The 12,072-nt window shown below is 54.8% G+C and carries 10 protein-coding genes; 2 read left to right on the top strand and 8 right to left on the bottom strand.

Annotated features, from left to right (window positions below; all coding sequences use genetic code 11):
• Positions 1–91 precede the first annotated feature (91 nt).
• On the top strand, positions 92–571 hold the full coding sequence (gene folA, locus PYW49_RS15940; protein ID WP_008502023.1) for a type 3 dihydrofolate reductase: 480 nt from the start codon (positions 92–94) through the stop codon (positions 569–571).
• Between the two features lie 39 nt (positions 572–610).
• Here the strand turns inward: folA and apaH are convergent, their stop codons facing one another.
• From apaH to lptD, 6 genes are read right to left on the bottom strand one after another with little or no spacing between them, the layout of a single operon-like run.
• A complete protein-coding gene (gene apaH / locus PYW49_RS15935) occupies positions 611–1,459 on the bottom strand; it encodes a bis(5'-nucleosyl)-tetraphosphatase (symmetrical) ApaH (protein ID WP_134349622.1) in 849 nt (282 codons plus the stop codon).
• A gap of 4 nt (positions 1,460–1,463) precedes the next feature.
• A complete protein-coding gene (gene apaG, locus PYW49_RS15930) occupies positions 1,464–1,841 on the bottom strand; it encodes a Co2+/Mg2+ efflux protein ApaG (protein ID WP_134349623.1) in 378 nt (125 codons plus the stop codon).
• A gap of 3 nt (positions 1,842–1,844) precedes the next feature.
• Positions 1,845–2,666 (bottom strand): 16S rRNA (adenine(1518)-N(6)/adenine(1519)-N(6))-dimethyltransferase RsmA, encoded by an 822-nt coding sequence (rsmA, locus tag PYW49_RS15925; protein ID WP_010427042.1) that lies wholly within the window; start codon positions 2,664–2,666, stop codon positions 1,845–1,847.
• A complete protein-coding gene (gene pdxA / locus PYW49_RS15920) occupies positions 2,663–3,649 on the bottom strand; it encodes a 4-hydroxythreonine-4-phosphate dehydrogenase PdxA (RefSeq protein WP_320386939.1) in 987 nt (328 codons plus the stop codon). The genes rsmA and pdxA overlap by 4 nt, the downstream gene beginning before the upstream one ends.
• Entirely contained in the window at positions 3,649–4,935 is a 1,287-nt protein-coding gene (surA, locus tag PYW49_RS15915) for a peptidylprolyl isomerase SurA (protein ID WP_320386938.1), read from the bottom strand. The genes pdxA and surA overlap by 1 nt, the downstream gene beginning before the upstream one ends.
• 53 nt (positions 4,936–4,988) lie before the next feature.
• Entirely contained in the window at positions 4,989–7,346 is a 2,358-nt protein-coding gene (gene lptD, locus PYW49_RS15910; RefSeq protein WP_320386937.1) for an LPS assembly protein LptD, read from the bottom strand.
• A 239-nt stretch (positions 7,347–7,585) separates the two neighbouring features.
• On the opposite strand from lptD, the gene djlA reads away from it, so the two are divergent.
• Entirely contained in the window at positions 7,586–8,401 is an 816-nt protein-coding gene (gene djlA, locus PYW49_RS15905; RefSeq protein ID WP_320386936.1) for a co-chaperone DjlA, read from the top strand.
• A gap of 29 nt (positions 8,402–8,430) precedes the next feature.
• Here djlA and rluA read toward each other — a convergent pair whose 3' ends face one another.
• Positions 8,431–9,090 (bottom strand): bifunctional tRNA pseudouridine(32) synthase/23S rRNA pseudouridine(746) synthase RluA, encoded by a 660-nt coding sequence (rluA, locus tag PYW49_RS15900; protein WP_320386935.1) that lies wholly within the window; start codon positions 9,088–9,090, stop codon positions 8,431–8,433.
• A 12-nt stretch (positions 9,091–9,102) separates the two neighbouring features.
• Positions 9,103–12,009 carry an RNA polymerase-associated protein RapA gene (rapA, locus tag PYW49_RS15895; protein WP_320386934.1) on the bottom strand — a complete coding sequence of 969 codons (2,907 nt, stop codon included), beginning with the start codon at positions 12,007–12,009 and terminating at the stop codon, positions 9,103–9,105.
• Positions 12,010–12,072 lie beyond the last annotated feature (63 nt).

Here is a 12,072-nt window from a genome sequence, read left to right as displayed (position 1 = left end):
AAAATTTCTTTATCTTTACCCTGCCGCCAGTCGACGAAAGATTAAGCTTTCCGTATAGTGGCGGCAATTTTTTGCATCCGGGAAATTTTCAATGATCAGTCTGATTGCAGCGCTGGCGGTGGACCGCGTTATCGGTATGGAAAATGCCATGCCGTGGAACCTGCCTGCCGATCTCGCATGGTTTAAACGTACTACGTTAAACAAGCCGGTAGTGATGGGCCGCCTGACCTGGGAGTCGATTGGTCGTCCATTGCCGGGTCGTAAGAATATCGTTATCAGTAGCCAGCCAGGCACTGACGATCGCGTCGAATGGGTAAAATCAGTAGACGAGGCGATTGCAGCGTGCGGCAATGCCGAAGAGATTATGGTGATTGGTGGCGGGCGTGTGTATGAGCAGTTCCTCCCAAAAGCGCAGAAGCTGTATCTGACCCACATTGATGCTGAAGTGGAAGGGGATACCCATTTCCCGGACTACGATCCGGATGAGTGGGAGTCGGTATTCAGCGAATTCCACGACGCGGATGCACAGAACTCCCACAGCTACTGCTTCGAGATTCTGGAACGTCGTTAAGTGATTTTCCCTCTCCCGCCCGGGAGAGGGAATAATGTATCAGGAGGCAACGGCCTCGCCTTCTCCTAAGTCCAGCTGTCGGTTGGACGGCTGAATAAAGTAAGCTTTATCTTCCCAGCGTAAGCAGGTTAACTCCCCGCCCCAGCAGCATCCGGTATCAAGACCGTAGATCCCTTCCGGTGTCCCTTTTCCTTCCAGTGCAGCCCAGTGACCAAATACCACGCTGTACTCGCTTGTCACCGGCCCCGGAATGGCAAACCACGGTTTGAGCGGGGCGGGCGCGCTTTCCGGTGTCTCTTTGGAATACATGTCCAGCTGTCCGTTCGGAAAGCAGAAACGCATGCGGGTGAAGGCGTTGGTGATAAAGCGCAGACGAGCCAGACCGCTGAGCTCCTCGCTCCAGTGGTTTGGCATATCGCCATACATGGCATCAAGGAAGAAAGGATACGAGTCGCTCGCCAACACCGCCTCTACGTCACGCGCGCAGGTTTTCGCCGTCTCAAGATCCCACTGCGGGGTAATCCCGGCATGCGCCATGACCAGCTTTTTCTCTTCGTCGATCTGCAGAAGTGGCTGACGGCGCAGCCAGTTGATCAGCTCGTCGGCGTCCGGCGCATCCAGCAGTGGGGTGAGGCGATCTTTAGGTTTGTTACGGCTGATCCCGGCGAAAACCGCCAGCAGATGCAGATCGTGATTGCCCAGGACCATGCGTACGCTGTCGCCCAGCGATTTGACGAAACGTAGTACTTCAAGAGAGCCGGGGCCACGCGCGACTAAATCGCCCGTCAGCCAGAGCGTGTCCTGTCCTGGCGTAAAGTCGACCTGCTTTAATAATGCGATCAGTTCATCGTAGCAACCGTGAACGTCGCCAATCAGATATGTAGACATTAGATTAATGAATGAGTGTTGTAACGGCGAGACGGAACACAGGAATGGCAACGCGGAAACTATTGCCATCGACGTCGACCATTTCATAATGGCCTTGCATGGTACCCATTGGCGTTTCAATAACCGCGCCGCTGGTATATTGGAACTCTTCTCCAGGATCGATGTGGGGCTGCTCACCGACCACACCTTCACCCTGTACTTCGATTTCACGGCCATTGCCGTTAGTAATAAGCCAGTAACGCCCAAGCAGCTGCACAGGCATCCGCCCCAGGTTGCGAATGGTCACGGTGTAAGCAAAGACAAAACGTTCTTCATCCGGTGAGGATTGCGATTCAACATAGACGCTTTGTACATGGACACATACGCGGGGCGAATCAATCATGGCTTAACTCTCCTTCGGCGGCGCATTTTCGCTGATGTAATTAGCCAGCTTGCAGTACTGCTCTACGGAAATGTTCTCCGCACGCATTGCCGGGTCGATTCCAAGCTCAGCTAACACCTCAACGGTGAACGAATTGCTCAGGCTGTTACGGATCGTTTTTCGGCGCTGGTTAAAGGCTTCCGTGGTGACGCGGCTCAGTACACGCAGATCTTTCACCGGGTACGGTTTCGTTTTGTGCGGTACCAGGCGTACAACCGCAGAATCCACTTTCGGTGGCGGCGTAAAGGCGGATGGCGGAACTTCGAGTACCGGGATCACGTTGCAGTAATATTGCGCCATCACGCTTAAACGACCATACGCTTTACTGTTCGGGCCTGCAACCAGACGGTTAACAACCTCTTTTTGCAACATGAAGTGCATGTCGGCAATGGCATCAGTATAGCTAAACAGATGGAACATCAGCGGCGTGGAGATATTGTACGGCAGGTTACCGAACACGCGCAGCGGCTGGCCCATTTTCTCTGACAGCTCGCCAAAGTTCATGGTCATCGCATCCTGCTGATAGATAGTCAGCTTCGGCCCGAGGAACGGGTGCGTTTGCAGGCGTGCGGCCAGATCGCGGTCAAGTTCGATTACGGTCAGTTCGTCAAGACGCTCGCCGACCGGCTCGGTCAGTGCAGCAAGACCCGGGCCGATTTCGACCATAGCCTGCCCTTTCTGCGGATTAATGGCAGACACGATGCTTTCGATCACGAACTGATCGTTGAGGAAGTTTTGCCCGAAGCGTTTACGGGCTAAGTGGCCCTGATGGACTCGATTAGTCATTGAGTATTAACAATCATTTTGATGGCGAGATTAAGCGCCGTAATAAAACTGCCGACATCCGCTTTCCCCTGGCCTGCCAGATCCAGCGCAGTACCGTGGTCAACGGACGTTCGAATAAAAGGTAAACCGAGGGTGATATTCACCCCGCGGCCAAAGCCCTGGTATTTTAGCACGGGCAGGCCCTGATCGTGGTACATCGCGAGCACGGCGTCGGCATTATCCAGGTATTTCGGCTGGAAAAGGGTATCCGCAGGCAGCGGCCCGCTTAAGTGCATCCCTTTTGCGCGCATCTCTTCAAGTACCGGAATAATGGTGTCGATCTCTTCGGTTCCCATATGCCCGCCTTCGCCAGCGTGCGGATTCAGGCCGCAAACCAGAACGTGCGGCTGCTTGATGCCGAATTTAGTTTGCAGGTCATGATGCAGGATCCCGATGATCTCCCGCAGCAGTTCCGGGGTGATGGCATCTGGAATGGCCTTAATGGGCAGATGGGTTGTCACCAGAGCAACGCGCATCTCCTCCGTCGCCAGCATCATCACCACTTTCGGGCTGCGCGAGCGTTCTTCAAAGAACTCCGTGTGCCCGGTAAACGGAATACCGGCTTCGTTAATCACACCTTTGTGTACGGGGCCGGTGATCAAAGCGGCGAACTCACCGTTCAGGCAGCCGTCGCAGGCGCGCGCCAGCGTATCAACGACGTAATGACCGTTTTCCGTGCTGAGCTGGCCCGGAATGACAGGCGTACGAAGGGGAACAGAGAGAAGCGTGAGCGTACCGGCTTGCTGCGGTGCAGGCTGTTGACCTTCAACGTAAGGGATGAGCGTTAAAGGCAGACCGAGCAGCGCGGCCCGGTCTTGTAACAGTGTTGCATCAGCGCAGACGACCAGTTCTACCGGCCAGCTGCGCTGGGCGAGCTGGACAACGAGGTCAGGCCCAATCCCGGCGGGTTCGCCGGGAGTGATAACAACACGATGGTGTTTCATTAGTTGCTCAGGACTTTCACGTAAGCGCTGGCGCGTTGTTCCTGCATCCAGGTTGCCGCTTCTTCAGAGAACTTACGGTTAAACAGCATACGGTAGGCTCTGTCTTTCTGCGCCGCATCGGTTTTATCAACGTTACGGGTGTCCATCAGTTCAATCAGATGCCAGCCAAACGAAGAGTGTACCGGCGCACTGAGTTGGCCTTTGTTCAGCTTCATCAATGCATCGCGGAATGCCGGATCGTAAATATCCGCCGCTGCCCAGCCCAGATCGCCGCCCTGGTTAGCAGAGCCTGGATCCTGAGAGAACTCTTTTGCTGCATTTGCGAACGAGGTTTTACCGCTCTTAATGTCAGCAGCAATCTGTTCCAGCTTCGCCCGCGCCTGATCGTCAGTCATGATCGGTGACGGTTTCAGAAGGATGTGGCGAGCGTGAACTTCGGTGACGGAAATATTCTGGCTCTGACCGCGCAGATCGTTCACTTTCAGAATGTGGAAGCCCACACCGGAACGGATTGGACCGACGATATCGCCTTTCTTGGCCGTACTCAGTGCCTGAGCGAAGATGGATGGCAGTTCCTGAATACGTCCCCAGCCCATCTGGCCGCCTTTCAGCGCCTGTTGGTCCGCGGAGTAGGTGATAGCCAGCTTGCCAAAGTCGCCGCCGTTGCGCGCCTGTTCAACAATAGAACGCGCCTGGCTTTCTGCTTCCGCAGCCTGGTCGGACGTTGGGTTCTCTGGCAGCGGGATCAGAATGTGGCTCAGATTCAGCTCAGTGCTGGCATCGTTCTGGTTACCCACCTGTTTTGCCAGCGCGTCCACTTCCTGAGGCAGGATAGTCACGCGACGGCGTACTTCGTTGTTACGTACTTCCGAAATCAGCATCTCTTTACGGATCTGGTTACGGTAGGTGGCGTAGCTGATGCCGTCATAGGCCAGACGGCTGCGCATCTGGTCTAAAGACATATTGTTCTGCTTCGCGATGTTAGCGATCGCCTGATCGAGCTGCTCGTCAGTGACCTTCACACCCATTTTCTGCCCCATCTGGAGAACGATCTGATCCATGATCAGACGCTCCAGGATCTGGTGGCGCAGCGTGGCGTCATCCGGAAGCTGCTGACCTGCTTCGCCCGAATTGAGCTTCACCGATTTCATCAGACCGTCAACGTCACTTTCGAGCACGACGCCGTTGTTAACTACAGCAGCGACTTTATCAACAACCTGGGGGGCCGCGAAGCTGGTATTCGCAACCATAGCGACACCGAGCAGCAGCGTTTTCCAGTTCTTCATACTTTTTCCATTTCAATTAACCGCAAAGCGGATTACGTTGCAAATCAAGCACATTACAAGGAGCTACGGTACGGCAGAATGTTCGAGCGCAGCATTTTCTGCGTACCCAGACCGTAGTTGGAACTCAGGCCGCGTAACTCGAAGTTAAAGCCAATCACGTTATCGTATTTGCTCTGATTGTTGTTGGTATCCCAGCCGTTAAGCTTACGTTCGTAACCGACGCGCAGCGCGTAACAGCAGGAGTTATATTGCAGGCCTACCATCTGGTCAGCTGCTTTACTGGTGTTGGTGTCAAAGTAGTAAGCCCCTACGATTGACCAACGGTCGGCGATTGGCCAACTCGCTGCGCCACCCACCTGAGAAATACCGTCTTTATACTGTTCTCCAGTGCCATAGTTAGGCAATGTGGCCTGAATATATTCCGGGCTGGCATAACGATAGGTAAACTGCACCATACGATCTTCATCCCGGCGATATTCAATGGCCGCTGTGCTGTTGGCAATATTGTCGAGACGGGTGTCATACTGAACGCCGCCACGCAGGCCCCAACGATCGGTCATACGCCAGTATGTATCGCCAGCCCAAATCAGCGAACCTGTCTTGTTATCTTTCTCCCACTTAATATTGTCATCGCCAGTGCGTGACTCGGTGAAGTAGTAGATTTGACCAACAGAAACGTTAAAACGTTCAACGGCAGCATCATCATAAACGCGTGATGTGACCCCGGTCGTTAGCTGATTCGCTGATGCGATGCGGTCAAGGCCACCGTAGGTACGGTCGCGGAACAGGCCGCTATAGTCAGACTGCAGTAAAGAGGAGTCGTAGTTATTGATGTTGCTCTGATCGCGATAAGGCACGTACAGATACTGCATACGTGGCTCCAGCGTCTGGGTATAGCCATCCGCCAGAAGACCCATATTGCGTTCGAAGATCAGCTTACCGTCCATTTTGAACTGCGGAAGCGTACGGTTTACAGATTCTTCCAGGTGACCGGTATTGTTCGGATTAGCGTTGTAATCATCAATGTTTTTCTGCTGATAGTGTGTTGCCATCAGCTTGGCTTCAGTGTTCAGGCTCGCCCAGTCGTTAGACCATGGCAAGTTGATGACGGGCTCCAGGTGAACACGGGTTGCTTCCGGCATATTGGAATTCGTGTTTACAAAATGCACTGCCTGGCCATAAATACGGGTATCGAATGGACCTACGTCATTTTGGTACCAGTTAACGTCCAACTGAGGTTCAGCACCATAGGTACTCGCCGTCTGGCTGGAGAACACCTGGAACTGCTTGCTTGTTACCGTCGCATCGAAGTTCTGCACCGCATAGCCAGCGCTGAAGATCTGCGTGGCATAACCATCAGTACTCGAACCGTATTTTGATGAGAAATCGTTGAAGTAGCTCGGGTCACTGACCTTGGTGTAGTTGACGTTGAAACGCCAGACCTGATCCATCACCCCGGAATGCTGCCAGAAATACATCCAGCGGTGTTTATTGCCTTCGGTCGGATGCTCGTCCTGGAAGACTTTATCCGACGGCAGGTAATCCAGCTCCATCAGACCTGCGCCAGCATGTGTCAGATAGCGGAATTCGTTTTCCCACATGATGTTGCCGCGCTTATGGATATAGTGCGGCGTGATCGTCGCATCCATGTTGGGCGCGATGTTCCAGTAATACGGCAGGTAGAACTCAAAATAGTTCGTGGTGCTGTATTTGGCATTCGGGATCAGGAAGCCGGAACGACGTTTATCACCTACGGGAAGCTGCAGATAAGGGCTATAGAAAATAGGTACAGGACCGAGCTTAAAGCGGGCGTTCCAGATCTCCGCGACCTGCTCCTCGCGGTCATGGATCACTTCGCTGCCCACTACACTCCAGGTATTTGAACCCGGCAGACACGACGTGAACGTGCCATTTTCCAGGATCGTATAGCGGTTTTCACCACGCTGTTTCATCAGGTCTGCGTCACCGCGCCCCTGGCGACCCACCATCTGGTAATCACCTTTCCAGACGTTAGTATCTTTAGTATTCAGGTTTGACCAGGCTTTCGGACCTTTCAGGATGACCTGATTGTCGTCATAGTGCACATTACCCAGCGCATCCACCGTTCGTACCGGCTCGGCCGCACCTTCCGGCTGCTTCTGGTGCAACTGCACTTCATCTGCCTGCAGGCGGCTATTGCCCTGGTTAATATCCACATTGCCCGTAAACGTGGCATTGTCAGGATAGGTACCTTTAGAACTGTCTGCAGTAATGGTTACCGGCAAGTTATTTGTATCGCCACTCACCAGTGGGCGATTATAACTTGGGACGCCAAGCATACACTGCGAGGCGAGATCGGCCGCCAGCCCCTGTTGACTGTACAGGGCGGTGCCAATCATTGTGGCCAGGAGGGTGGGGATACGTTTTTTCATACGTTGTATTTTATTGTTCCGTCATCAGTGGCTACGGCTTACAAACGCTCAGAGACTATCTTACTCATCTGCGCAGTACCAGCGTTAATCCTGCCCGTTTGCGTGCCAGAGTGTTAGGCTCGCTATCGAATGACGAGTATGATAAAGCAAATTATAGGCGATGTCCTTCAATTGACCGTGACTTGAACACAGTGATGATGACGTTGCGTCGGCCAGGAATATGACTATCCGGGGAGTATATGCAGTATTGGGGTAAAATAATCGGCGTTGCGTTCGCCATCATCATGGGTGCCGGGTTCTGGGGAATTGTGCTTGGGCTTATTATCGGCCATATGTTTGATAAGGCGCGCAGCCGCAAAATGGCCTGGTTTGCCAATCAGCGCGAGCGTCAGTCCCTCTTTTTCTCCACCACCTTTGAGGTCATGGGGCATTTAACCAAATCCAAAGGGCGTGTAACAGAAGCCGATATTCAGATTGCCAGCGTCTTTATGGATCGCATGAACCTGCACGGTGACTCCCGTCTGGCAGCGCAAAATGCATTTCGCATCGGTAAATCGGATAACTATCCGCTTCGCGAAAAAATGCGTCAGTTCCGCAGCATCTGCTTCGGACGTTTTGATTTAATTCGGATGTTTCTGGAAATTCAGATCCAGGCGGCCTTCGCCGACGGTTCGCTTCATCCCAATGAACGTGATGTGCTGTACGTCATTGCGGAAGAGCTGGGCATCTCCCGTATGCAGTTCGATCAGTTCCTGCGCATGATGCAGGGCGGCGCGCAGTTTGGCGGTGGCTATCATCAGCAGTCGTCTGGCGGTTCCTGGCAGCAGGCGCAGCGTGGTCCGACGCTGGAAGATGCCTGCAACGTGCTTGGCGTAAAGCCCTCTGACGATCAGACCACGATTAAACGTGCCTATCGTAAGCTCATGAGCGAGCATCATCCGGACAAACTGGTCGCGAAAGGCCTACCGCCGGAAATGATGGAGATGGCGAAGCAAAAGGCGCAGGAAATCCAGAAGGCCTACGAGCTCATCAAAGAGAAGAAAGGTTTCAAATAAGAAAAAGCCCGACGCTGTCGGGCTTTTTTTTAGAAGTCCACCGGGGCTTTAAACGTCATCGCGTTACCGAAGGCCGGATGGGTGATGGTGAGCATCTGCGCGTGAAGCTGCAGACGTGGCGCTAACGCCAGCGCTTCAGGCGGGGCGTAAAACCGGTCGCCCAGAATCGGATGGCCCAGCGCGAGCATATGCACGCGCAGCTGGTGTGAGCGTCCGGTAATCGGCTTAAGCAGGACGCGCGCGGTGTTATCCGGCGCGTACTCCAGCACTTCATACTCGGTCTGCGCGGCCTTGCCGGTTTCATAACACACCTTCTGCTTTGGCCGGTTCGGCCAGTCGCAAATCAGCGGTAAATCCACCAGACCTTCCGCCTGCGCGGGATGACCCCAGACGCGGGCGACATACTGCTTTTTCGGCTCGCGCTCGCGGAACTGACGTTTTAATTCGCGTTCCGCGGCTTTATTCAGCGCCACCACAATCACGCCGCTGGTGGCCATGTCCAGGCGATGGACGGACTCCGCCTGAGGATAATCACGCTGAATACGCGTCATCACGCTGTCTTTGTGCTCATCCAGACGCCCCGGCACGGACAACAAGCCGCTGGGCTTATTGACCACCATAATGTGCTCATCCTGATACAGAATGACCAGCCAGGGATCCTGCGGCGGATTGTAAGGCTCCATCACCATCTTGCGCTCCGTTTACTGATGCGTCACAACGATAAGACGCAAGGCATCCAGACGCCAGCTCGCCTGATTCAGACTTTCCAGTACCTGCTGGCGGTTGCTTTCAATCGCCGCCAGTTCGTCGTCACGGATGTTAGGATTGACTGCTTTTAAGGCTTCCAGACGTGACAGCTCCGCAGACAGTTTCTCGTCGGCTTCACTGCGCGCGGCATCAATTAGCGCTCTGGCTGCTTTTTCAATCTGGGTTTCGCCCAGTTGCAGAATGGCATGCACATCCTGTTGTACCGCGTTGACCAGTTTACTGCCCGTATGGCGGTTCACCGCGCTCAGCTGTCGGTTGAAGCTCTCGAATTCAACCTGTCCCGCCAGGTTAGTGCCGTTTTTGTCCAGCAGCAGGCGGACGGGCGTCGGCGGCAGGAAGCGGGTGAGCTGAAGCTGTTTCGGCGCCTGCGCTTCCACAACATAAATCAGTTCCACCAGCAGGGTACCCACAGGCAACGCCTTGTTTTTCAACAGGGAGATAGTGCTGCTGCCGGTATCGCCAGACAGGATCAGGTCCAGGCCGTTGCGGATCAGCGGATGTTCCCAGGTGATGAACTGAGCGTCTTCACGGGACAGCGCCACATCACGCTCGAAGGTGATGGTGCAGCCATCCTCTGGCAGGCCCGGGAAATCCGGAACCAGCATGTGATCGGACGGGGTCAGGACAATCAGGTTCTCGCCGCGGTCGTCCTGGTTAATGCCAACGATGTCGAACAGATTCATGGAGAAGCTGATCAGGCTGGTGTCATCATCTTGTTCTTCAATGCTCTCGGCAAGCGCCTGCGCTTTTTCACCGCCGTTGGAGTGGATCTCCAGCAGGCGATCGCGGCCCTGCTCCAGCTGCGTTTTCAGCGCGTCGTGCTTCTCACGGCAGGACTTGATCAGCTCATCGAACCCTTCCGCGTTTTCCGGCGCGGCCAGGTAGCCGATCAGATCGCCATGCACCTGATCGTAAATCGTGCGGCCCGTCGGGCAGGTATGTTCAAACGCATCCAGACCTTCATGGAACCAGCGAACCAGCACGGACTGGGCGGTTTTTTCCAGATAAGGTACGTGGATCTGAATATCATGCGCCTGGCCGATACGATCAAGACGACCGATACGCTGCTCCAGCAGATCCGGGTTAAACGGCAGATCGAACATCACCAGGTTGCTGGCGAACTGGAAGTTACGGCCTTCAGAACCGATCTCAGAACACAGCAGAACCTGTGCGCCGCTGTCCTCTTCCCCGAACCACGCCGCGGCGCGGTCGCGCTCAACGATGGACATGCCTTCGTGGAACACGGCGGCACGAATACCTTCGCGTTCACGCAGGACCTGCTCCAGCTGCAGCGCAGTAGCCGCTTTGGCGCAGATCACCAGCACTTTCTGGGCGCGGTGCGCGGTCAGGTAGCCCATCAGCCACTCCACGCGCGGATCGAAGTTCCACCAGGTGCCGGTATCACCTTCAAATTCCTGGTAGATTTGTTCCGGGTAGAGCATGTCGCGAGCGCGCTCTTCCTGGGTTTTGCGCGCGCCCATAATGCCGGAGACTTTAATCGCCGTCTGGTACTGCGTCGGCAGCGGCAGTTTGATGGTATGCAGTTCGCGTTTCGGGAAGCCTTTCACGCCGTTACGGGTGTTACGGAACAGGACGCGGCTGGTGCCGTGGCGGTCCATCAGCATGTCGATAAGCTCTTTACGCGCCGAGTCCGCGTTATCGCCTTCACTGTTGGCAGCCTGCAGCAGCGGTTCAATATCCTGCTCGCCAATCAGATCGCTCAGGGTGTTGAGTTCGTCATTTGAAAGACGTTTGCCCGCCAGCAGCATGGCGACGGCATCCGCGACCGGACGGTAGTTATTCTGTTCTTCTACAAACTGCTCGAAATCGTGGAAACGATTTGGGTCGAGCAGACGCAGACGGGCGAAGTGGCTCTCCAGACCCAGCTGCTCCGGCGTTGCGGTCAGCAGCAGGACGCCCGGTACGCGCTCGGCAAGCTGCTCGATTGCCATATATTCGCGGCTCGGCGCGTCTTCGCTCCAAACCAGGTGATGAGCTTCGTCGACGACCATCAGGTCCCATTCGGCATCGCACAGATGCTCAAGACGCTGTTTGCTGCGGCGGACGAAGTCCAGGGAGCAGATCACCAGCTGTTCGGTTTCGAACGGGTTATCGGCGTCATGCTGGGCTTCAGCATAACGTTCATCGTCAAACAGGGAGAAGCGCAGGTTAAAACGGCGCAGCATTTCGACCAGCCACTGGTGCTGCAGGGTTTCCGGAACCACAATCAGCACGCGCTCGGCAGCGCCGGAAAGCAGCTGTTGATGCAGGATCATGCCCGCTTCAATGGTTTTACCCAGTCCCACTTCATCAGCCAGCAGCACGCGCGGGGCGTGACGACGGCCCACGTCATGGGCGATATTCAGCTGGTGCGGGATCAGGCTGGTACGTTGACCGCGCAGGCCGCTCCACGGCATGCGGTACTGTTCACTCTGAAACTTGCGTGCGCGATAGCGCAGGGAGAAGCGATCCATACGATCGATTTGCCCGGCAAACAGGCGATCCTGCGGCTTGCTGAATACCAGTTTGCTGTCGAGCAGCACTTCACGCAGGATGACATCGGACTCGTCGGTGTCCAGGCGAGTCCCAATGTAGGCGAGCAGTCCATTCTCTTCTTTTACGTCTTCAATCTTGAGCTGCCAGCCGTCATGGCTGGTCACGGTGTCACCCGGATTAAACATTACGCGGGTCACAGGGGAGTCATTGCGAGCGTACAGGCGGTTTTCACCGGTGGCAGGGAAAAGGAGGGTTACCATGCGCGCATCGACTGCAACGACGGTTCCTAATCCAAGTTCGCTTTCTGTATCGCTGATCCAGCGTTGACCAAGTGTAAAAGGCATAGTTGTTCGGCTCTAATCTTTAATTGCAGGCAATAGTTCGACCCCGTCAAAAAAGGCGGTCAT

This window comes from Enterobacter chinensis (assembly GCF_034008295.1).
Lineage (GTDB): Bacteria > Pseudomonadota > Gammaproteobacteria > Enterobacterales > Enterobacteriaceae > Enterobacter > Enterobacter chinensis.
Note: the sequence above shows the minus strand (reverse complement) of the source record. Positions and strands in the feature narration are given on the sequence as shown.